Source organism: Nakamurella multipartita DSM 44233 (assembly GCF_000024365.1).
GTDB classification, from domain to species: Bacteria; Actinomycetota; Actinomycetes; order Mycobacteriales; family Nakamurellaceae; genus Nakamurella; species Nakamurella multipartita.
On record NC_013235.1, the window covers coordinates 1,698,652 to 1,720,647 of the forward strand.

The 21,996-nt window shown below is 73.6% G+C and carries 20 protein-coding genes and 1 riboswitch; of the genes, 7 read left to right on the forward strand and 13 right to left on the reverse strand.

The window, feature by feature from the left end; genetic code table 11:
* Positions 1-15: 15 nt before the first annotated feature.
* The gene (locus NAMU_RS07690; RefSeq protein WP_015746841.1) at positions 16-2,274 is read right to left on the reverse strand and encodes an ATP-binding protein; all 2,259 of its coding nucleotides are present in this window, start codon (positions 2,272-2,274) and stop codon (positions 16-18) included.
* Positions 2,275-2,352: 78 nt separating this feature from the next.
* On the opposite strand from NAMU_RS07690, the gene NAMU_RS07695 reads away from it, so the two are divergent.
* Positions 2,353-2,646 (forward strand): hypothetical protein, encoded by a 294-nt coding sequence (locus NAMU_RS07695; RefSeq protein ID WP_041368555.1) that lies wholly within the window; start codon positions 2,353-2,355, stop codon positions 2,644-2,646.
* 97 nt (positions 2,647-2,743) lie between these two features.
* Here NAMU_RS07695 and hemL read toward each other — a convergent pair whose 3' ends face one another.
* From hemL to hemE, 8 genes are read right to left on the reverse strand one after another with little or no spacing between them, the layout of a single operon-like run.
* The gene (gene hemL, locus NAMU_RS07700; protein ID WP_015746842.1) at positions 2,744-4,054 is read right to left on the reverse strand and encodes a glutamate-1-semialdehyde 2,1-aminomutase; all 1,311 of its coding nucleotides are present in this window, start codon (positions 4,052-4,054) and stop codon (positions 2,744-2,746) included.
* Positions 4,051-5,043, reverse strand: a complete 993-nt coding sequence (gene hemB, locus NAMU_RS07705) for a porphobilinogen synthase (RefSeq protein ID WP_041370070.1) — start codon at positions 5,041-5,043, stop codon at positions 4,051-4,053. Before hemB ends, hemL begins: the two co-directional genes overlap by 4 nt.
* A complete protein-coding gene (locus NAMU_RS07710) occupies positions 5,040-5,831 on the reverse strand; it encodes a uroporphyrinogen-III synthase (RefSeq protein ID WP_015746844.1) in 792 nt (263 codons plus the stop codon). Before NAMU_RS07710 ends, hemB begins: the two co-directional genes overlap by 4 nt.
* Positions 5,828-6,745, reverse strand: coding sequence for a hydroxymethylbilane synthase (gene hemC / locus NAMU_RS07715; protein ID WP_015746845.1), 918 nt, complete (start codon positions 6,743-6,745; stop codon positions 5,828-5,830). The genes NAMU_RS07710 and hemC overlap by 4 nt, the downstream gene beginning before the upstream one ends.
* Positions 6,742-7,965, reverse strand: coding sequence for a ferrochelatase (locus NAMU_RS07720; RefSeq protein WP_015746846.1), 1,224 nt, complete (start codon positions 7,963-7,965; stop codon positions 6,742-6,744). The genes hemC and NAMU_RS07720 overlap by 4 nt, the downstream gene beginning before the upstream one ends.
* On the reverse strand, positions 7,962-8,681 hold the full coding sequence (gene hemQ, locus NAMU_RS07725; RefSeq protein ID WP_015746847.1) for a hydrogen peroxide-dependent heme synthase: 720 nt from the start codon (positions 8,679-8,681) through the stop codon (positions 7,962-7,964). Before hemQ ends, NAMU_RS07720 begins: the two co-directional genes overlap by 4 nt.
* Positions 8,678-10,117 (reverse strand): protoporphyrinogen/coproporphyrinogen oxidase, encoded by a 1,440-nt coding sequence (locus NAMU_RS07730; protein WP_015746848.1) that lies wholly within the window; start codon positions 10,115-10,117, stop codon positions 8,678-8,680. The genes hemQ and NAMU_RS07730 overlap by 4 nt, the downstream gene beginning before the upstream one ends.
* A gap of 47 nt (positions 10,118-10,164) precedes the next feature.
* Positions 10,165-11,283: a uroporphyrinogen decarboxylase gene (gene hemE / locus NAMU_RS07735; protein WP_015746849.1), complete on the reverse strand. Its 1,119-nt coding sequence runs from the start codon at positions 11,281-11,283 to the stop codon at positions 10,165-10,167.
* 137 nt (positions 11,284-11,420) lie between these two features.
* Here hemE and NAMU_RS07740 point away from each other — a divergent pair, with 137 nt between their 5' ends.
* Entirely contained in the window at positions 11,421-12,713 is a 1,293-nt protein-coding gene (locus NAMU_RS07740; protein ID WP_041368559.1) for a glutamyl-tRNA reductase, read from the forward strand.
* A 97-nt stretch (positions 12,714-12,810) separates the two neighbouring features.
* Here NAMU_RS07740 and thrC read toward each other — a convergent pair whose 3' ends face one another.
* Complete coding sequence (thrC, locus tag NAMU_RS07745) at positions 12,811-14,100, reverse strand: threonine synthase (RefSeq protein WP_015746851.1); 1,290 nt, start codon at positions 14,098-14,100, stop codon at positions 12,811-12,813.
* Between the two features lie 13 nt (positions 14,101-14,113).
* Positions 14,114-14,254, reverse strand: a riboswitch (SAM riboswitch).
* A gap of 132 nt (positions 14,255-14,386) precedes the next feature.
* Here thrC and holA point away from each other — a divergent pair.
* On the forward strand, positions 14,387-15,376 hold the full coding sequence (holA, locus tag NAMU_RS07750; RefSeq protein WP_015746852.1) for a DNA polymerase III subunit delta: 990 nt from the start codon (positions 14,387-14,389) through the stop codon (positions 15,374-15,376).
* A 32-nt stretch (positions 15,377-15,408) separates the two neighbouring features.
* Here the strand turns inward: holA and rpsT are convergent, their stop codons facing one another.
* Together rpsT and NAMU_RS07760 are read right to left on the reverse strand one after the other, a co-directional pair.
* Entirely contained in the window at positions 15,409-15,669 is a 261-nt protein-coding gene (rpsT, locus tag NAMU_RS07755) for a 30S ribosomal protein S20 (RefSeq protein WP_015746853.1), read from the reverse strand.
* A 141-nt stretch (positions 15,670-15,810) separates the two neighbouring features.
* Positions 15,811-16,734, reverse strand: a complete 924-nt coding sequence (locus NAMU_RS07760; RefSeq protein ID WP_015746854.1) for a lipase family alpha/beta hydrolase — start codon at positions 16,732-16,734, stop codon at positions 15,811-15,813.
* 105 nt (positions 16,735-16,839) lie between these two features.
* Here NAMU_RS07760 and NAMU_RS07765 point away from each other — a divergent pair, with 105 nt between their 5' ends.
* Genes NAMU_RS07765 through lepA form a run of 4 tightly spaced genes read left to right on the forward strand, consistent with a single transcriptional unit; the run spans position 16,840 to position 21,306 of the window.
* Positions 16,840-17,568: a dihydrofolate reductase family protein gene (locus NAMU_RS07765; RefSeq protein WP_245544909.1), complete on the forward strand. Its 729-nt coding sequence runs from the start codon at positions 16,840-16,842 to the stop codon at positions 17,566-17,568.
* A 53-nt stretch (positions 17,569-17,621) separates the two neighbouring features.
* Positions 17,622-17,978, forward strand: a complete 357-nt coding sequence (locus tag NAMU_RS07770) for a YciI family protein (protein ID WP_015746856.1) — start codon at positions 17,622-17,624, stop codon at positions 17,976-17,978.
* A gap of 52 nt (positions 17,979-18,030) precedes the next feature.
* Entirely contained in the window at positions 18,031-19,320 is a 1,290-nt protein-coding gene (locus NAMU_RS07775) for an RNA polymerase sigma factor (RefSeq protein ID WP_015746857.1), read from the forward strand.
* 60 nt (positions 19,321-19,380) lie between these two features.
* The gene (gene lepA, locus NAMU_RS07780; RefSeq protein ID WP_015746858.1) at positions 19,381-21,306 is read left to right on the forward strand and encodes a translation elongation factor 4; all 1,926 of its coding nucleotides are present in this window, start codon (positions 19,381-19,383) and stop codon (positions 21,304-21,306) included.
* A 27-nt stretch (positions 21,307-21,333) separates the two neighbouring features.
* Here lepA and NAMU_RS07785 read toward each other — a convergent pair whose 3' ends face one another.
* A complete protein-coding gene (locus NAMU_RS07785; protein WP_015746859.1) occupies positions 21,334-21,966 on the reverse strand; it encodes a TetR/AcrR family transcriptional regulator in 633 nt (210 codons plus the stop codon).
* Positions 21,967-21,996: the final 30 nt, after the last annotated feature.

The window sequence follows — 21,996 nt, forward strand, 5'->3', positions numbered from 1 at the left end:
GTGGTCAGGTTCTGGTCATTCCCGCTCGGGTGGGCCGTGCACCTCCCACTCCCACAGCCGCTCCTGGACCAGCCGGGTGCCGCGGGCCAGGTGCCGCCGATAGGTGCTGAACGACGTGCCGATCACCTCGGCGGCCCGTTCCTGCGACCCCGCGGGTCGCAGGTAGGTGCGGTCGATGGCCCGTCCGGCCAGCTCGGTCCGCGGATCCCGCCGGAGCTCGGCCACGGCGCGCCCGACCAGGCGGGGCAATGCCTTCGTCGGGTCGTCGTCGGGGTCGAGCAGGCCGGAGCCGGCCAGCGGGTGGGCCCGAAGGCGCTCGGGCCGCGGCAGATCCTTGAGCAGGCCGGCGACCGCGTCGTCGAAGTCGGTGCGGGACAGGGCGATCCGGGCGGCGACCGGTGGTGGTGCGGTTCCGGCCTCGTCCAGTTCCTGCCCGGCCATCGCGGCCAGCCAGGAGTCGAACCCGCCGCGGGCGAAATCGCGGGCCCAGACGGCAATCTCGACCGGTTCGCGGCCATCGCCGGGCACCGGGCAGGAGCCCAGCCGCTCGAACCCGACGTAGCGCCACATCGGCGCCCAGACCGGTTCCAGCGCCGTGGTGAGCACCGCCCAGCCCAGCCCCCGGGTCCGCCACGCCCGCAGGCTCAACGCCGCCGCCTGATCGGCGACGACCCCCGGCGCCTGCGGATCGTCGGCGGCGACGACCATCTGCAGCAGCACGGCCTCACCGGGCTCCGGGGGTCGGCGCCGGGCCAGCCGGTCCCACGTCCAGCGGGCGACCGGGTCGTGCTCGAGGTCGTCGGCCCCGGCCCGGTCCAGCCGGACGACCATGCCGGCTCCGGTCCGCCGGCCCTGTCCGTCCTCGAACACCGACCACGCCTCGGGCTGCGCGGCCACCCAGTGTGCGGCGGCCGCCGTCCGGTACTCGGCCGCGCAGGTCCGGCGCAACCAGGCCAGTTCCTCGGGATCGGTCCGGATCGGCCGGGTCACCACCCCGCCCAGATCCTCGAACGCGTACAGGGACGCGGCGGCCGGGTTGTGCCGGTGCAGGTGGAACAGGTCGCCGGCCAGCCGGTCGTGCTCGCGGTCGTCGGCCCGGGCCAGCCGGTCGACGATGACCCGCCGGATCGCCGCGTGCAGGGCCAGGAACGCCGCCCGGTCCCGCCAGCGCAGGTCTCGGTCGAGCACGTCCTTGACCAGGTCGTGCACGCTGAGCCCGTCCGGATGCGACTCCGCGTAGGGCCGGGTCCGCAGCCAGGACATCAGCGCATCGGCATCGGCATCGGAGTCGGCGTCGGCGTCGGCGTCGTCCTCGTCCACCGGGGCGGTGGCGGCGGGGCGGTCCAGGGCCAGGACCGCCCGGAGCAGGGCCCGGTCCACCCGGCGGGCGTGCCCGCACACGTGCAGCGCGCGACGCTGCCGGGCGGTCGCGCCGTCGTCCAGGAACCGCTCGACCAGGACGGCGGTCACGTCGGGGTGACCCAGCAGGCTGCCGGCCCGCAGCGGGGAGGCCGGACCGGACTCCCGATGCACGTCCGCGGCGACGACGATCGCCAGCGGATGCCCCCGGCTGGAGGTGGCCAGCAGCGCCGCGTCCTCGGGGTCGTCGATCCCGTGGTCGGCGATCAGCTCCGCGGCCGCCGGCCGATCCAGGTTGCGGACGGCCAGCACCAGCCCGCAGGCGAGGAACGCCGGGTCGGCCCGCCAGGACGCGAGCGGCGGCTGGCGGCCGGCGATCACCACCCGGGCCTGCGCCGGCAGGTCGGGCAGCCATTCGCGCCAGAACCAGGACGCAAGGCCCGCCAGCGCCTCGAACCGGTCCAGCAGCAGCACGGTCTCCGCGCCCAGCTGACCCTGCACCGCGGATCGGAACTCGGCCGGTGTGGGCACCACGTCGGCGCCGTCCAGCCGCAGGGTCGGCCGTCCGTCCAGCTCCAGGTCGTAGCCGAAGGCGTCGAGCAGGGCGGATTTGCCGACGCCACCGGGACCGTGCAGGAAGGCCACCAGCATCTCCGGGGTCCGCACCCAGCGGTGCAGCCGCGCCAACTCGTCGGCCCGCCCGCGCAGGCGTCGTCGCCGGGCCCGGGCGAGCACGGTGCCCGCCCGGGGGAGGCCGGCGGTGGTGATTGCCGCGGTTTCGTCCGATTCGGACATGCCCCCATCGTCGCGCATCCCGCGGTCCGGCGTCAGATCCGTGGCCCAGCCGGCCCGGGCCACGCCGGGCAGGATGACGGGACGGGCCCGCACCCGCGGCCCCGCGTTCGAGTTGATCATGGGGGAAGTGCCGTTATCCGGGACGGATAACGGCACTTCCGCCATGATCAACACCAGAGGAGGGGGGAGCAGTCACCCATGACCAGCAACGACGAGGGGCTGCGCCGGGATCACGCCGAGCAGCGGCTGACCATCCTGGCGGCGATCGACGAGGCCCTGCGCCGGCACGCCGAAGTCCTTCCGCTGATCGTCGGGGCCGCGGACCGGGCCGCCGCCCGGACCGCGATCGGCGCGCTCCTGCGCATCGAGGAGACCGCCGCGACGGCGGTGTTGGCCCTGCAGTGGAGCGACCTGACCCAGGCCCGGCGCGCGGTGATCGCGGCCGAGCGGGCCCAGCTCGAGGCATCCTTGGCCGCCCCCGGACCGAGTTGATCATGGGGGAAGTGCCGTTATCCGTCCCGGATAACGGCACTTCCCCCATGATCAACACCAAGAGCAGGGGCGGAGCAGACCCGGCCCGAGCGGTCGCTCAGCCCAGCGCCTGAGCCGCCGCGCGGGCCGCCCCCGGCAGCGCGGCGGCGATCGTCTCCAGCGCCTGCTCGTCGTGGGCGGCCGAGACGAACCAGGCCTCGAAGGCCGACGGCGGCAGGTAGACGCCGGCGTCGAGCATGGCGTGGAAGAACGCCGCGAACGCGGCCACCGACTGACCGCGGGCCTGGTCGTAGTTGGTCACCGGGTGCTCGGCGAAGAAGATCGAGAACAGATTCCCGGCCCGCTGCAGGCGATGCGGGACCCCGGCCGTGGCCAGCTCGGCCGACACGAGATCGCCGACGGTGGCCGCGGTCGCGTCCAGGTGCGCGTAGACCGCCGGGGTGCAGTGCCGCAGGGTGGCCAGCCCGGCCGCGGTGGCGATCGGGTTCCCGGACAGCGTGCCGGCCTGGTAGACCGGCCCGTTGGGGGCGAGCATGGCCATGATGTCGGCCCGGCCGCCGAACGCGCCGACCGGCAGGCCGCCGCCGATCACCTTGCCGAACGTCATCAGGTCCGGCTGCCAGCCCTCGACGGCCCCGTCGTGCCCGAACATGCCGGACGGGCCGACCCGGAACCCGGTCATCACCTCGTCGGTGATCAACAACGCCCCGTCGCCATGGGCGATCTCGGCCAGCCCGGCGGTGAACCCGGGCTGCGGCGGCACCACGCCCATGTTCGCGGCCGCGGCCTCGGTGATGATCGCCGCGATCTCGCCCGGGTGCGCGGCGAACGCCGCCCGCACCGCGTCCAGGTCGTTGTAGGGCAGCACGATGACCTCGGCGGTGGTGGCCGCGGTGACGCCGGGGGAGTCGGGCAGGGCGAAGGTCGCCACCCCCGAGCCGGCCGCGGCCAGCAGCGCGTCCACGTGCCCGTGGTAGCAGCCGGCGAACTTGACGATCTTGGGGCGGCCGGTGAACCCGCGGGCCAGCCGGACCGCCGACATGGTCGCCTCGGTGCCCGAGGACACCAACCGGACCTGCTCGACCGGGCCGACCCGGGCGACGATCTCCTCACCCAGCAGCACCTCACCGGGCCCCGGGGTACCGAAGGACAGCCCCTTGGCGGCGGCCTCGGACACCGCGGCCAGCACGGCCGGGTGGGCGTGGCCCAGGATCATCGGACCCCAGGACCCGACCAGGTCGACGTAGCTGTTCCCGTCGACATCGGTGATCCGGGGACCGTTGCCGGACACCATGAACCGGGGAGTGCCACCCACCGAGCGGAACGCCCGGACCGGGGAATTCACCCCGCCGGGCGTGACCGCCTGGGCCCGCTCGAACAACTCCCGGCTGCGTGCGTCTGTGCTCACGAGAAATCCCTCCCGGCGGACAGTTCCGCCGCCACCTCGGCCGCCCAGTAGGTCAGCACGATCTGCGCGCCGGCCCGCCGGATGCCGGTCAACGTCTCGGCGATCGCCCGGTTCCGGTCGATCCACCCGTTCGCCGCGGCCGCCTCGATCATCGCGTACTCGCCCGAGACCTGATACGCAGCCACCGGAACCGTGGTCGCGGCGGCCACGTCTGAGAGCACGTCCAGGTAGGCCATGGCCGGCTTGACCATGATCAGGTCGGCGCCCTCGGCAACGTCCAGCGCCACCTCCCGGGCGGCCTCCCGCCGGTTGGCCGGATCCTGCTGGTAGGTGCGCCGGTCGCCCTGCAGGGCCGAGTCGACGGCCTCCCGGAACGGGCCGTAGAACGCCGAGGCGTACTTGGCCCCGTAGGCGAAGACCGCGGTGTCGGTGTGGCCGGTGGTGTCCAGGGCGTCGCGGACCGCGCCGACCTGGCCGTCCATCATCCCGGAGGTGCCGACCATGTCGCTGCCGGCCTCGGCCAGGGCCACGGCCATCTCCCGGTAGCGCAGCAGGGTGGCGTCGTTGTCGACCGCGCCGTCGGCGGTGAGCACCCCGCAGTGCCCGTGGTCGGTGAACTCGTCCAGGCACAGGTCGGCCATCAGCACCGTGTCCGGGCCCACCTCGGCTCGCAGGTCGGCCATGGCCAGGTTGAGAATGCCGGCCGGGTCGGTGGCCTGGGAGCCGACGGCGTCGCGGACCGAGGGCACCCCGAACACCATCAAACCGCCCACCCCGGCGGCCACCGCCTCGGCGGCCGCCCGGCGCAGCGAATCCCGGGTGTGCTGGAGCACCCCGGGCATCGAGGTCAGCGGGGCGGGCTCGGTCAGCGACTGCTTGAGGAACACCGGCAGCACGAGATCGGCCGGGTGCAGCCGGGTCTCGCGCACGAGCCGGCGGATGGGCGCGGTGCGCCGCAGTCGCCGGGGACGGACGGTCGGATACATCAGGCCTCCTGGATGGTGCGGGCGTAGGACAGCAGGGCCTGGACGTAGGCGCGCGATCCGGGTTCGGCCGCGGTGAAGGCGATCTCGCGGCCGGCGGCGGTGGCCGCGGCGCGGGTCGGCGCTCCGATCGCGCCGAATGCGGTGCCCGGCGCGATGGTGACGCCCTGCAGCGCCTGCACGGTGCTCGGCGAGGTGAACAGCACCGCGTGGAAGTCGCCGGCGGCCAGCCGCCGGGCGATCTCGGGCTCGGGTGGCCGGACCACGGTGCGGTAGGCGATCACCGGACGGACCTGAAAACCCTTGCCGGCCAGGGCCGCTGGCAGGGTGTCCGGGGCCAGGTCGGACCGGGGCAGCAGCACCGACTGATCGCCGGCGGCCTGCGGGAAGACCGCGGCCAGGGCGGCCGCCGAGCCGCGGGCGGCCGGTTGCAGGTCGACCGGCAGGCCGGCCGCGCGCAACGCCCGGGCGGTGGCCGGACCGACCGCGGCGACCCGGGTGTCGGCGGCGATCACCGGGTCGACGGTCAGCGCCCGGGCCCGGCCCACGACCGCGTCGACCGCGTTCACCGAGGTGAAGGCGACCCAGGCGTCCTCGCCGCGGGACAGGCCCAGCACGGCCAGATCCAGCGCGGCGGTGTCGGCGGGCTCGGCGATCCCGATCAGCTCCACGACCTCCGGCCGGGCACCGGCCGCGGTCAGCGCCTGCACCAGGTCCGCGGACCGCTCGGCCGGCCGAGGCACCAGTACCCGCCACCCGGCCACTGGACAGGTGCCGGTCGCCACCGGGTTCACCGGGCTCCCAGCAGGCCGGCGGCCCCCTGGCCGATCAGGTCGGCCGCGGCCCGGGCGCCGAGATCGGCCGCGGCGGCCGGCGATCCGGCCCGGTGCACGCGGAACTCCGAGCTCCCGTCGACCGCGACGACGACCGCCCGCAGGGTCAGGGCGTCCCCCTGAACCTGGGCGAATGCGCCGACGGGGGCGCTGCAGCCGGCCTCCAGGTCGCGCAGCAGCACCCGTTCGGCGACCACCGCGGCCCGGGTCGGCGCGTCGTCCAGCGTCCGGGTCGCCTCGGTGAACCAGGTGTCCGCCCCGGACCGGCACTCCACGGCCAGCGCGCCCTGGGCCGGCGCGGGCAGCATCCGGTCGGCGTCCAGGACGTCGGTGATCGCGTCGGCCCGGCCGAGCCGGTTCAAGCCGGCGGCGGCCAGCACCACCGCGTCCAGGTGACCCTCGCTGACCTGTCGCAGCCGGGTGTCCACGTTGCCGCGGATCGGCACCACCGCCAGATCCGGGCGCCGGGCCAGCAGCTGCGCGGCCCGCCGGGGGGATCCGGTGCCCACGGTGGACCCGCGGGGAAGGTCGTCCAGCCGCAGCCCGTCACGGGCGCAGAGCGCGTCGAACGGGCTCTCCCGCTCCGGGACGGCGGCCACCGTGATGCCCTCGGTCGGCGCCGTCGGCAGGTCCTTGTAGGAGTGCACGACGATGTCGGCCCGCCCGTCCAGCAGCGCCTCGCGGACGCCGGTGACGAACACCCCGGTGCCACCGATGGTGGCCAGCGGCCCGGTGTTCACGTCGCCCTCGGTCCGGATGCGGACGAGTTCGACCGTGGCTCCGGCCAACCGGGCGACCCGGTCGGCGATCATCCCCGACTGGGCCAGGGCCAACGCGCTGCCGCGGGTGCCGACCCGCAGAACCCTGCTGCTCACGGGGATGTCGCACACACCCCGGGGATGCCCGAGGCGGCCAGCCGCTCGCCGTCCACGTCCAGCCCCTGCCAGTCGGCGGCCGAGTCGACCGCCGCGGTGGTCGGCCGGGTGACCCGGGCGTTCACGCAACAGCGGCTCGCGCAGAAGTCGGGCCGCCGGATCGCGCCGGCCAGGCCGCCGGCCGAGCCATCGGGGCCGGCCAGGCGCTCCCGGATCAGGGCGACCAGCTCGGCCACGAACCGGGGATCGGTCCCGGGGGTACCGACGCGGGCGAAGAACAGCCCGGCCGCCTGGGCGGTGTCCGCCGCCTCCCGGTCCAGATCCCAGATGACCTCGACATGGTCGGAGACGAAACCGATGGGCACCACGATGACCCCACGGGTGCCAGCCTGCGCCAGGGCGGTGATGACGTCGTTGACGTCGGGTTCCAGCCACGGCACCGACGGCGGCCCGGACCGCGACTGGTAGGCCAGTTGCCAGGCCGGAACCTCGCCCACCCGAGCCGCGACCTCGTCGATGACGGCGGCGGCCACGGCCAGATGCTGGGCCACGTAAGCGCCGCCGGACCCGTGGTCGCCCAGTTCGGCCGACCCGGAGGTGTCGGCCATCGTGGTCGGGATGGAGTGAGTGGTGAACACGATCTGCAACTCGGGCACGGCGACGCCGGCCGCCCGCGCGGATGCGATCGCCGCGGCCGTGCCGTCCACGAACGGGGCCCGGAACCCGGGCCGGTCGAAGTACGGCCGCACCTTGTCGATCCGCACCCGGCCGACGAGATCGGTGGAATGCAGAGCCATCCCGAAGTCCTCGCGGTACTGCCGGCACGAGGAGTACGACGAGTACGCCGAGGTCGCCACCCCGAGCAGCCGGACCTGTCCGTCGGTGTGCGCCTGACCGACCACGTCGGCCAGGTAGGGCGCCCAGTTCCGGTTGCCCCACAGCACCGGCACGTCGAGCTCGGCCTGTAACGCGGCCTGCAGGTTGCGGTTCTGCTCGTTGATCGGCGAGCGCCCGCCCAGGGCCTGGTAGTGGTGCGACACCTCGACCAGCCGCTCGTCGGGGATGCCGCGGCCGCGGGTCACGTTGCGCAGGAACGGCATCACGTCGTCGGGACCCTCGGGGCCGCCGAACCCGGCCAGCAGCACCGCGTCGTAACCGGGGACCGTGGGATCGCCGGTCGGGCCAGCGGTCTGGGCCGCGCTCGGGGGACTGACCGTCATCGCAGAACCTCGACCACCCCGGCCTCGTCCACGCGGCGACCGCTGAAGAAGGGGACCTCCTCGCGGACGTGCAGGCGGGCGCCGGACGCGCGCAGGTGGCGCATCAGGTCGACGGTGTCGTGCAGCTCGTCGGCCTCCAGGGCCAGCAGCCACTCGTAGTCGCCGAGGGCGAACGCGGCGACGGTGTTGGACAGCACCTGGTCGTACTCGCGGCCCATCATGCCGTGCTCGACCAGCATCCCGCGGCGCTCGGCGTCGGGCAGCAGGTACCACTCGTAGGAGCGGACGAACGGGTAGACGGTGGCCCAGTTCTTGGCCGCGGCGCCGGCCAGGAACGCCGGCACGTGACCTTTGTTGAACTCGGCCGGCCGGTGCAGGCCCATCGCCGACCAGAACGGGGCCAGACTGCGACCGACGCTGGTGCGGCGCAGCGACCGGGCGGCGGACTGCAGCTGCTCGGCGGTCGGGGCGTACCACCAGACCATCAGGTCGGCGTCGGCCCGCATCCCGGACACGTCGTAGTAGCCGCGGATGCTCACCCCCTGCTCGGCCAGCTCGGCGGACAGCTCGACCAGCTCGGTGGTGGCCTTGTCCACGGGGGCGTCCAGCTCGTCGGTGCGGGCGTAGACGGAGTACGCGGTGTAGACGATCTGCTCGTTGATCTGCCGGGCCGTCGGCCGGGTTCGGGCCGGCGCCGCTGTCTGCTCGTTCGTCACGCAGACCATCCTGCCCGACCGGGGCCCGCGCCCGGCCCTCCGGTCGCGTTGAACTGGCCACAGCCGGCGGCGGTCAGGCTGGCGATCAGCGCGGCGGCCTGGCCGCGGGCGTCGGCGATGACGGCGCCCAGGCCGGTGCCGGCCATCGCCGAGCCGACCACGGTCAGCCCCGCCGGCGCGGCGGCGGCGCGCAGGGCGGCCACCGCGGCCGCGTGGCCCGGCCGGGGCACCGGCAGGGCCGAGTCCCAGCGCACGACGGCGGTGCCGACGACGTCACCGGGGCGCAGCGGCACTCCGAGCAGTTCGCCGGCGTCGGCCAGGGCCAGCGCGGGCAGCTCGGCGTCGCCGGGGAGCACCTCGCCGGCGCCGCGGCCGTAGGACAGGCGCAGCACGTGCCGGCCGGGGCCGGCGGCCCGGGCCAACCAGGGCCACTTGGCGGTGGCATGGGTCAGCGCCTTGGCCCCGGGCCCGCGGGCCCGGCGGGCGACCAGGATGCCCGTGCCCCGCGGGGCGGCGTCCAGGCGTTCGTCGTCGAGCACCAAGGTGACCAGGGCGACCGGGGCGACCGGCTGGTCCAGCGCTGCCGTCAGCGCGTGGTCGATCCGGTCGGGCATCAGCTCGCGGGTCACCGGGGCGGGCAGGGCCAGCAGGACGTGCCGGGCCGGCACGGTTCCGGCGTCGGTGTGGACCTGCCAGCCGTCGGTCAGCCCGGACAGCCCGGTCAGTCCGGTCACCCGGACCCCGGTGCGCACGGTGCCGCCGGCCGCGGTGACCGCGGCGACCAGCGCGGGCACCAGGGTGTGCAGCCCACCCTCGAGCGAGGCCACCGCCGACCCGGGCCGGCCGCCGGCGCCGCGCAGCTGCCGGGCGGCCCCGGCCAGCGAGCCGGCCTCGGCCAGGGCGGCGGGCAGGGCGGGGGCGACGGTGGCGATGTCCAGGACGTCCGGGTCGGCCGCGTAGACGCCGCCGGCCACCGGTTCGACCAGCCGTTCCAGCACCCGCCGGCCCATCCGGGTCCGGACCAGGGCGCCCAGCGAGCGGTCCGGCCCGCGAACCGGGAGCAGCCGGTCGGCGCCGGCCCGCAGGGCGCCCGGCAGCCCGATCACCCGGCGCACGTCGGCGGCGAAGGGTCGGCCTGGGATGCCCAGGAACGCCAGGGCCGGCAGCGGCGCGGCGCCGCCGGCGTGCCGGACCCAGGCGCCCACCGGTGAGGGCTGGCGCACCCGGTCGGTCAGTCCCAGCTCGTCGATCAGGGCGGCGGTGGCCGGGCGGGCCACCGCGAACGATTCGGCGCCGGCGTCCAGGTCGAGCCCGCCCACGGTGTGCGCGCAGACGACCCCGCCGGCCCGCGCCGCGGCCTCCAGGACCAGCGGGCGCAGCCCGGCCCGGGCCAGATCCAGGGCGGCGCTCAGGCCGGCGAGGCCGGCGCCCAGCACCACCACCTCCGGCCCGGAAGCGGGGTCCGGCCCAGGATCCCGCGGGCTCATTCCGGCCGGGAATGCACGAACTCGACCAGCTCGGTGAGCACGTCCGGGTCGGTGTCCGGCGGGACGCCGTGACCCAGGTTGACCACGTGCCCGGGGGCGGCCCGGCCGCGCCGGATCACATCCTCGGCGTGCGCATGCAGGGCCTGACGGCCGGCGAACAGCAGGGCCGGGTCGATGTTGCCCTGCACCGGCGTCGCGCCGCCCAACCGGTCGCTGGCCTCGTCCAGCGGGATCCGGTGGTCGATGCCGACGACGTCGGCGCCGACGTCGCGCATGGCGGTGAGCAGCTCGCCGGTGCCGACGCCGAAATGCACCCGCGGCACCGGCAGGTCGGCCACCGCGGCGAACACGGCCGCCGAGTGCGGGGCGACGAACCGCTCGTAGTCGGGCCGGCTCAACGCGCCCGCCCAGGAGTCGAAGACCTGCACCGCCGAGGCGCCGGCCAGGATCTGGGCCCGCAGGAACGCGCCGGTCACCCCGGCCACCCAGGTCAGCAGCGCGTGCCAGACCTGCGGCTCGGCGTGCATCAGGGTCTTGGTCAGCCGGTGATCGCGGCTGGGCCCGCCCTCGACCAGGTAGGAGGCCAGGGTGAACGGGGCCCCGGCGAAGCCGATCAGCGGCGTCGACCCGAGCTCGGCGACCACGCCGGCGGCCTCGGCCGCCACCGGCGCCAGGGCGTCGGGATCCAGCGTCGGCAACGCGGCGACGTCGGCGGCGGTGCGGATCGGGGCGGCCACCACCGGGCCGGTCCCGGCCACGATCTGCACGTCGATCCCGGCCAGCTTGAGCGGCACCACGATGTCGCTGAACAGGATCGCCGCGTCCACGCCGTGCCGGCGCACGGGCTGCAGGGTGATCTCCGCGGCCAGCTCGGGCATCAGGCAGGACTCGAGCATGCCGATGCCCCGGCGGACCTCGCGGTACTCGGGCAGCGACCGGCCGGCCTGGCGCATGAACCAGACGGGCCGGTGGGCCGGCCGGGTACCCCGGTAGGCGGCCAGCAGCGGCGCCCCGGCGGTGCGGCCGTCGACCAGCGGATGGGTCGGGGGGAGCGCGTCACCCATCGGGCCGGCGGCGGTCCCGGTGGCGGTCTCGGAAGCAGTCATCCCTGCCATCGTGTCACCTCGGCCACCCGGCCGGCCGGCGCGGTGCCCGGCTCCGGACAAAAGTCCTGGTCAGACCGGGTCGGCAAAGCTAGGTGAGGCTTGCCTTCGTACCGGGCCGGACGGTCCCACCGGTAGCATTCCGGATCATGCTCATGGTTCTTGGCGCCAGCCATCACGACCTCGAGCTGACGCAGTTGGACCGGCTCGCCATGCACCCGACGCTGCTCAGCCGGGCCGTCGGCGAGCTGGCCCGCCAACCGGACATGCCGATCGACGGCGCCGTCGTCGTCTCGACCTGCAACCGGCTCGAGATCTACCTGGACGCCGCCCGGTTCCACGACGCGATCGAGGGCGTCGCCGCCCAGCTGGCCCAGGTGACCGGGCTGGACGCGGTCGAGGTCGCGGCCATGCTCAAGGTCCGGGTGGGCGCGCCCGCGGTGGCCCATCTGTTCACCGTGGCCTCCGGGCTGGACTCGATGGTCGTCGGCGAGGTGGAGATCGCCGGGCAGATCGCCCGGGCGCTGCGCGAGGCGCAGGCCGCCGGCACCGTCTCGCCCCCCATCAACCAGCTGTTCCAGACCGCGGCCCGGGTGGCCAAGCAGGTCGCCACCGAAACCGGGCTGGGCGCGGCCGGCCGGTCGGTCGCCTCGGTCGCCCTGGACATCACCGGCGTCGGCCCGGGCGGGCCGGGCGCGCAGACCGCGCTGATCATCGGCACCGGCGCCTACGCGCGGGTCGTCGCCGCCGAGCTGCGCACCCGCGGGGTCACCCAGCTGCTCGTGCATTCGCCCAGCGGCCGCGCCGACACCTTCGCCGACCGGCACGCCGCCACCGCCGTGTCCGCCGCCGACCTGGTCGCGACCATGGCCCAGGTCGACCTCGTGGTGGCCTGCAGCGGGCAGTCCGCCGGGATGCTCGACGAGGCCATGCTGGCCGCCGCGGTCGCCGCCCGGTCGCGGCCGTTGCCGATCATCGACCTGGCCCTGCACCCGCATGTCGCCGGACCGGCCCGGGCAGTGCCCGGGGTGCGTGTGGTGGACCTGCATTCGGTGCAGCAGCAGGTCGATCCGGCCCACCTGGACGCTGTCGTCTCCGCCCAGGACATCGTCATCGCCGGCGTCGCCGCCTTCGAGGAGCGGATGGCCATCCGGCGGTTGGATCCGGCCGTGGTCGCGTTGCGCCAGCACGTCACCGGCACGGTGGAGAAGGAACTGGACCGGCTGCGGGCCAAGTACCCGGCCGACGTGGCCGCGGACGTGGAGCGGGCCCTGCACCGGGTGACCCAGGCCCTGCTGCACACCCCGACGCTGCGCGCCCAGGAACTGGCCCGCACCGGTGACGGCGCCGGTTACGTCCAGGCCCTGCACACGCTGTTCGGCATCGACATCACCGAATCGGAGACCGCGGCGCACCCGGTCGCCGCCCTGCGCACCAGCTGAGCCCACCAGCACCGCGCACCAGCAGAGCGCACCAGCCGAGCACTCCGAGCCGGGCGGCCCGTCGACGACGAACGACGACGAACCGCCCGCACCGGGGTCAGGCCAGTCCGGCCGCCTCGAACGCACCCAGGGTCGGCTTGATCGTCGCGGTCGGCCCGACCTCGCCGGCGATCGCGTCCAGCGTCTTGAGGCCGTCACCGGTGTTGAACACCACGGTCTCGGCCTCGGGGTCGAGCTGGCCGCTGGCCAGCAGCTTGCGCAGGGTGGCGATGGTGACGCCGCCGGCGGTCTCGCCGAAGATGCCCTCGGTGCGGGCCAGCAGCTTGATGCCGGCGATCACCTCGTCGTCGCTGACGTCCTCGATCGCCCCGCCGGTGCGCCGGGTCACGTCCAGCACGTACGGGCCGTCCGCCGGGTTGCCGATGGCCAGCGACTTGGCGATGGTGTCCGGCCGGACCGGCTTGACCACGTCCCAGCCCTGCTTGAACGCCTCGGACACCGGCGAGCAGCCGGTCGCCTGGGCACCGAACACCTTGTACGGCGTGGGTTCGACCAGGCCCAGCTCGCCCAGCTCGGTGAAGCCCTTGTCCACCTTGACCAGCTGCGCGCCGGAGGCGATGGGGATGACGACCTGCTCGGGCAGCCGCCAGCCGAGCTGCTCGGCGACCTCGAAGCCCAGGGTCTTGGAGCCCTCGGCGTAGTAGGGCCGGACGTTGACGTTGACGAACGCCCAGTCCTCCTGCTCGGCGGCGATCTCGCCGGCCAGCCGGTTGATGTCGTCGTAGTTGCCGTCGACCGCGACCAGGGTGCCGCCGTAGGCGGCGGTGGTCAGGATCTTCTGCTGCTCCAGATTGGCCGGGATCAGCACGACGGACCGGATGCCGGCCCGGGCGGCGGCCGCGGCGACCGCGTTGGCCAGGTTGCCGGTGCTCGGGCAGGCCAGCACGGTGAAGCCGAGCTTGCGGGCCGCGGCCAGCGCGACGGCGACGACGCGGTCCTTGAACGAGTGGGTCGGGTTCCCGGAGTCGTCCTTGACCCAGAGCCGGCGCATGCCCAGCTCCTTGGCCAGGTTGTCGGCCCGGATCAGCTTGGTGTTGCCCGGGTTCATGTTCGGGGTCTGTGCGACGTCGGCCGGCACCGGCAACAGGTCGGCGTACCGCCAGATGTTCGCCGGACCGGACTCGATCCGCTGCTTGAGGGCGTCGCCGCGCAAGGTGAACTCGTAGGCCACCTCGAGCGGCCCGAAACACTCCATACACGCGTAGTACGGGCCCAGTTCGACGCGGTTGCCGCACTCGCGACAGGACAGCGCGACGGCGGGACCCAGATCGATGCCGGGCGCGGAGGCGGAACCGGCGGACCCGGGGGTGGACAGCACAGAGGTCATGACGAGGCCTTTCTGCTCATCTTCCCCGCCGAAGCGGGACGGAAGTGGCACCTGCTGTCGATCGGCCCCGGACGCGCGGTCAGGAGATGACGATCATCAACAGTGGTTGCCGGGGCTTCATCGGGCCGTGTCCCTCTGCCCCTCTGGATGAGGTGGGTTCTTCAGTTGTCCGGCAATCGTAACGCATCTCCCGAGGCCGCCGACCGGTCGCGACGGCCGGCCGCGACGACTGGCCGGGGGTCGTCGATCGGCGGTGCGGCGGCCGGTGTCACAGCCCCCTGGCACCATGTCGGGCATGGCGCAGACGGGATCCGGGTCGGGTGAGCTGACCCCGCTGGTGCTTCTCACCGGTGACGAGCAGCTGCTGGTCGACCGGGCGATTTCCCGGGCGACGGCCGCGGCCCGCCGGATCGAGGCGGGCGCCGAACGCCGCGACGGCGTCGCCGCCGGGCTCACCGTGGGGGAGTTCTCCGACCTGGTCGCGCCGAGCCTGTTCGCCGAACCCCGGGTGGTGGTCATCCGCGGCGCGCACGAGGCCGGCAAGGACCTGGCCGCCGCGCTGATCGGGTACACCAAGGACCCGGTCGAGGGGGTGTGGCTGGTCGTCCAGCACGCCGGCGGCGCCCGCAACAAGGCCATCGGCGAGGCCCTGACCAAGGCCGGGGCCACCGTGGTGACCTGCAACAAGATCACCCGGCTCAACGAGCGGATCGACTTCGTCCGGGCCGAGATCCGGCGGGCCGGCGGCACCACCAACCCGGCCGCGGTGACCGCGCTGGTCGAGGCGGTCGGCTCGGATCTGCGGGAGCTGGCCGCGGCGGCCGACCAGCTGGTGGCCGACACCGGCGGCACCGTCGACGAGCAGGCGGTCCGCCGCTATCACCGGGGCCGGGCCGAGGTCACCGGGTTCACCGTGTCCGACGCCACGATGTCCGGTGACCTGGCCGGCGCGCTGGAGTCGCTGCGCTGGGCGCTGGGGGTCGGGGTGGCGCCCGTGCTGGTCGCCGATGCGCTGGCCGATGGCGTCCGGACGGTGGCCAAGGTGTCCGGGGCCAAGGGCGGCAATTCCTACGCGATCGCCTCCGCGCTGGGCATGCCGCCGTGGAAGGTCGATCGAGCCCGGGGGATGGCCCGCGGCTGGTCGACCGACGGGTTGGTCGGCGGCATGGCGATCGTGGCCGAGCTGAACGCCGCGGTCAAAGGCGCGGCGGTCGATGTCGAGTACGCGTTGGAGCGCGCGGTGATCGATCTGGTGGCAGCACGAAAGCGCCGGTGACCCGCTCGGTCACCGGCGCCGGAAGCGGTGGATCAGACCTGGTTGACCAGCTGGGTCAGCGCCGACTTGCGGTTGGCGGCCTGGTTCGCGTGGATGACGCCCTTGGAGGCGGCCTTGTCCAGGCTGCGGCAGGCGGCCTTGAGCTCGACCTCGGCCGCCGTCTTGTCGCCGGCCTCGGCTGCGGTCCGCACCTTGCGCACGGCCGTCTTCAGCGACGACTTGACCGACTTGTTGCGCAGTCGCGCAGCTTCGTTGGTGCGGTTGCGCTTGATCTGGGACTTGATGTTGGCCACGCCGGAATGCCTTCGTTTCGTCGTTGGGAGTGACCGACACGTTCGTCGATCGTGGGTGTGACGCCGTCGGGCACACACGGCGGTCCACTTTACCAGCCGCCACAAGCCGGTCACAAACCCGAGCTGATCTTCCCGTAGCGATCAGGGGCAACGATACGCGGTCGGCTCGGGCCGGCCGTCGCTGTCCAGCGCGGCGCCCACCCAGCCGACCACCCCCGGGTCGGCGGGCAGGTCCAGGTGCGAGACCGTCGCCCGGGGGCATCGGTCCTGGATGACCAGCGACCGGACCCGGTCGGCCGGCCCAACCGGCGACTGCCCGTCCACCGGCGTCACCACGGTGTCGTCCCGGCTGGAAATGGTCGCGTAGCGCACCTGCCCGTCCAGGTCGCCGCCGGCGTCCAGCTCGGTCAGCAGGGCCGAGCCGGCGGTCTGATCCGCGCAGGCCGGACAGGCGGCCGCCGGCACCCCGGTGAGCAGGTCCGCGGTCGAGCCGTGGAACGACGGCGCGATCAGCACCGCGCTGGCCACCGCCGGGGCCAGACCGTCCAGCCGCAGCGCGGTCCGCAGCACCAACCCACCCTGGGAGAACCCGACCACGTCGACTTGATCGGCCCCGGTCGCGGCGCGGACGTCCTGGACGAAGCCGGCCGCGGCGCTCGCCGAGTCACGGACCGGGGCGACGCCGGCCAGGGAGTAGTTCAGGCCGTAGACGCAGCGCCCGCCGGCCTGCAGCGCCGCGGCCAGGGCGGTGAAATTGCTCTGCACCGTGGAGAACGTGCCGGGCAGCAGCACCACCGGCCGCTCCGCCGACCGGCAGGACGGGTCGTTCACTCCGGGGACGTGCACATCGGGAAGGGGGGACCGGATCCGGGACGGGGACGCAGTCGGTGCCAGGGTCGGCACCGACGACGAGGGGGTCGGGGCAGCGGTGGTCGGGACAGCGGTGGTCGGGACGGCGGTGGTGGCCGGGTCGGTCGGCGCGCCGGCGGCGGAGCAGGCGCCGACCGCCAACAACAGCCCGACCAGCACCGATGCCGGTCGGCCGGCCCGAACAGTGCGCCTCATCGCCTGCCACCGTAGAGCCGGCCGGGGTCCCCGGAGAAAGTCGGAAGAAAAAGTCGGAAGAAAAGTCGGCCCGGCTGTCGTCCGGCGCGGTGGTCGTTCGTGGTCATGGTGCAAGGGGTGATCGAGCCGGTCACCCACCCGGACCGCAAGGAGTCACCGATGAAGCTCAGCCTGAACATCTTCGTCAGCCTCGACGGCGTCATGCAGGGCCCCGGCGCCCCGCAGGAGGACACCACCGGAGGTTTCACCCGGGGCGGCTGGCTGGTCCCGCACCTGGACGAGGAGTTCGGTCGGATCGTCGACGAGGAATGGTTCGCCCACGCCGACGCCGTGCTGCTCGGGCGGACCACCTTCGACATGATGCGGCCGTACTGGAGCGCCTACCCGAACCAGGAGGAGCTGGTGGCCCGCGTGCTGAACACCTTCCCCAAGTACCTGGTCTCCGACACGCTCACCGACGAGCAGGCGGCCTGGGGTCCGACCACCGTGATCCGCGGCGACGTGGTCGAGCAGGTCCGGGCGATCAAGCAGCAGCCCGGCCGGGAACTGCAGGTACATGGCAGCTGGCAGCTCGCGCAGACCCTGCACAACGCCGGGCTGGTCGACACCTACCGGCTGCTGGTGTTCCCGGTGGTCGTCGGCCAGGGCAAGCGCCTGTTCGACGAGCACAGCCGGCCGACGGCCTTCCGGACGGTGTCGCGGACGGCCACTGCGGGCGGCCTGACCCACCTGGTTCTCGAGCCGACCGCGTTCACCAGCGGTGACCTCACCGCCGACGGCACCACCGACCTCGAGGCCGACGGGACGGAGGTGAGCGCCACCGTCCCGGCCTGAGCACGCCCCGAACCCATCCCGCACGATCACCCCGTAACCCACAGGAGCCCACCATGAAGCAGTACATGCTCTCCGTCCACCACGAGTCCCCGGCCGAGGTCGCCGCCATCACCGAGCAGGACATGCAGCGGATGTTCCAGCAGGTCGACGCGTTCAACGAGCAGGTCCGGCAGGCCGGCGCCTGGGTGTTCGCCGGCGGCCTGGAAGACATCGAATCGGCCACCGTGGTCGACGCCCGCGGCGCCGAGGCGGTCATCACCGACGGACCGTTCTCCGAGACCAAGGAGTACCTGGGCGGCTTCTGGGTGATCCAGGCCGCCGACCTGGACGAGGCCCTGGAATGGGCCCGCAAGGGCTCGGCCGCCTGCGAGGGCCGGGTCGAGGTCCGCCCCTTCCAGGGCGAGGCCTAGCCGCCACCGGCGGTCTTCGTCCGGGCGGGCGATCGTCGGGTGAAATGGGGGCATGCCCGACGACCCCGCTCCGCGCATCGACACCGCCCCGCGCATCGGTTCCGTCCCGGCCCGGAGCATCGAGCAGGTGTTCCGGGCCGAGCACGGACGGCTGGTCGCCACCCTGATCCGTCGCTTCAGCGACATCGACCTGGCCGAGGAAGCGCTCGGCGACGCGCTGGTCGTCGCGCTGCAGACCTGGCCCGAGCAGGGCCTGCCGGCCAATCCCGGCGGCTGGCTCACCACCACGGCCACCAACCGGGCCATCGACCGGATCCGTCGTGAGTCCACCCGGGACGCTCGGCACCGGCAGGCCAGCGCCCAGACCCTGACCCAGCACGACCCGATCGCCGAGCGCGACCGGCAGGAGGAGGAGGTCGGCGTGATCACCGACGACCGGCTCCGGCTGATCTTCACCTGCTGCCACCCGGCGCTGGCCCCGGAGGCGCGGGTCGCGCTCACCCTGCGCCTGCTCGGCGGGCTGACCAGCACCGAGATCGCGCAGGCGTTCCTGGTCCCGGAGCCGACCATGGCCCAGCGGCTGACCCGGGCCAAGCGCAAGATCAAGACGGCCGGCATCCCGTACCGGGTGCCGCAGGCGGAGGACCTGCCGGCCCGGCTGGCCGGTGTGCTGGCGGTGCTCTACCTGATCTTCAACGAGGGCTATCTGGCCAGCTCCGGCGACCAGCCGGTGCGCGACGACCTGTGCGCCGAGGCGATCCGGCTCACCCGGGTGGTCCGCGGCCTGCTCCCCGACGAACCCGAGGTCGCCGGGCTGCTCGCGCTGATGCTGCTCACCCAGGCCCGGCGGGCCACCCGGGTGGCCGGCGGGGTGCTGGTGCCGCTGGACGAGCAGGACCGGACGGCCTGGTCCCGGGACCTGATCGGGCAGGGGCACGAGCTGGTCCGCGAGTGCCTGCGCCGCAACCGACCCGGCCAGTACCAGCTGCTGGCCGCGATCAACGCGGTGCACACCGACGCGCCGACCGCCGCGGACACCGACTGGGGCCAGATCGTCGCGCTGTACGACCAGCTGCGCCGGGTGCACCCGTCACCGATCGTCGAGCTGAACCGGGCGGTCGCGGTCGCCGAGCTGGACGGTCCGGCGGTCGGGCTGGCCCTGGTCGAACCCCTGGACCTGGCCGGATACCACCCGTGGCACGTCGCCCGGGCCGATCTGCTGCGCCGGCTCGACCGGCCGCAGGACGCCGCGGCCGCCTACGAACAGGCCCTGGGCATGACCGAGAACGAGGCCGAACGGGCCTTCCTGCGCCGCAAGCAGCGCGAGCTGACCGGCCACTGAAGGCGGCCGGGGACCCCGGTGGGCCGGTGATTGCCGGACTCGGGGCCCGGCCGTGGGACGATGGAGCGTCCGCCCGCCCGCACTCCAGAAGGATCCAGAAAGACTCCCGTGACATCTGGTCTCGCCGCCCGTGCCCATCGCACGTTCACCCCGCCGGAGTTGATCCGCAACTTCTGCATCATCGCGCACATCGATCACGGCAAGTCGACGCTCGCGGACCGGATGCTGCAGCTCACCGGGGTGGTGGAGGAGCGGGCCATGCGGGCCCAGTACCTGGACCGGATGGACATCGAGCGTGAGCGTGGCATCACCATCAAGTCGCAGGCCGTCCGGCTGCCCTGGGCCGCGCCCGGCCGCGACGGCAAGACCATCGATCACGTCCTGAACCTGATCGACACCCCCGGCCACGTGGACTTCACCTACGAGGTGTCCCGCTCGCTGGCCGCCTGCGAGGGGGCCGTGCTGCTGGTCGACGCCGCGCAGGGCATCGAGGCGCAGACCTTGGCCAACCTGTACCTGGCCCTGGAGAACGACCTGCACGTCATCCCGGTGCTGAACAAGATCGACCTGCCGGCCGCCCAGCCGGAGCGGTACGCCGAGGAGATCGCGCACATCATCGGCGGCTCGCCCGACGACGTGCTGCGGGTCTCCGGCAAGACCGGGGCCGGGGTCAAGGAGCTGCTGGACAAGGTGGTGGCCGAGATCCCGCCGCCGGTCGGCGACGCGGACGCCCCCGCCCGCGCGATGATCTTCGACTCGGTCTACGACATCTACCGCGGCGTCATCACCTACATCCGCGTCATCGACGGCAAGATCACCCCGCGCGAGCGCATCCAGATGATGTCCACCCGGGCCATCCACGAACTGCTCGAGGTCGGCGTCATCTCGCCCGAACCCATCCCCACGGTCGGGCTGGGGGTCGGCGAGGTCGGTTACCTGATCACCGGCGTCAAGGACGTCCGGCAGTCCAAGGTCGGCGACACCATCACCTCCGCGGCCAAGGGCGCCACCGTCCCGCTCGGCGGGTACCGCGACCCGCGGCCGATGGTCTACTCAGGGCTGTACCCACTGGACGGCTCGGACTACCCGTTGCTGCGCGACGCGCTGGACAAGCTGCGGCTCAACGACGCGGCCCTGACCTACGAGCCGGAGACCTCGGCCGCGCTCGGGTTCGGGTACCGCTGCGGGTATCTGGGCCTGCTGCACATGGAGATCACCCGCGACCGTTTGGAACGCGAGTTCGGCCTCGACCTGATCTCCACCACCCCGAACGTGGTCTACCGGGTCACCATGGAGGACACCACCACGCACGTGGTGACCAACCCCAGCGACTGGCCGTCGGGCAAGATCCGCGACATCGTCGAGCCGATCGTGCGGTGCACCATCATCAGCCCGAGCGAGTACATCGGCACCATCATGGAGCTGTGCCAGTCCCGGCGAGGATCGTTGGGCGGCATGGACTATCTGTCCGAGACCCGGGTCGAGCTGCGCTACACGATGCCGCTGGGCGAGATCATCTTCGACTTCTTCGACGCGCTGAAGTCCCGCACCCGCGGCTACGCCTCGCTGGACTACGAGGAGATCGGCATGCAGGAGGCCGACCTGGTCAAGGTCGACATCCTGCTGCAGGGCGAGGCGGTCGACGCCTTCTCGGCGATCGTGCACAAGGACTCCGCCTACGGCTACGGCGTCTCGATGACGGCCAAGCTGCGTGAGCTGATCCCGCGGCAGCAGTTCGAGGTGCCGATCCAGGCCGCGGTCGGGTCCAGAGTCATTGCCCGCGAGACGATCCGGGCGATGCGCAAGGACGTGCTGGCCAAGTGCTACGGCGGTGACATCACCCGGAAGCGCAAGCTGCTGGAGAAGCAGAAGGAGGGCAAGAAGCGGATGAAGATGGTCGGTCGGGTCGAGGTCCCGCAGGAGGCCTTCATCGCCGCACTGTCCACCGACTCCGCCCCGGCGGCCGGCAAGGACGCCAAGAAGTAGCCACCCGGGGGCGCGGTGCGCCCGGCGCTATCCCGGCACCAGACCGGTCAGATAACTGCCGACCACCGCCGCGATCTCGGCCCGGGACTGGGTGGTGCCGGCCGGTGCGGCGGACAGCGAGCCCACCCCGACCAGCCGGTCGTACTGCAGCCCGTCGAGCAGGGCGATCAGCCCGTCGGCCGACCGGGGCGGGTCGGCCGCGCCCAGCCGGGTGACCGCGCCGATCGCCAGGGTCCGGAAAATGCTGCCGGCGTGCAGGATCTCGCGCAGATCGGGATCCGAGGCCACCTCGATCTCGCAGGCCATCCGGGCCAGCGTGCGGTCGCGGTGCTCGCCGATCTGCCCGTCGATGAAGATTGCGACACGGTCCGCCAGCCGGCCGGCCTCGGCCCGTCGCCCGTCCCGGGTGGTCGGTGCCCCCTCCGGGCCGGTCGGCGGGCCCGGCAGCCCGGCCAGCCGCGCCCGGTTGATCTCGGCGATCCGGACCAGCACGCCCCGCAACAGTTCTCGGCGCGTTCGGAAGTGGTACGAGGTGGTGCCGGTCGGCACATCGGCCGCGGCGTCGACGGCCCGGTGGGTGAGCGCGCGCATACCGCTGCTCGCGATCAGGCCGATGGCGGCGTCGGCGAGCAGCTGCGGCCGGTCGGTGATGACGGGCATCGAATGTCCTTCTTGACGGTGGCTGCGACA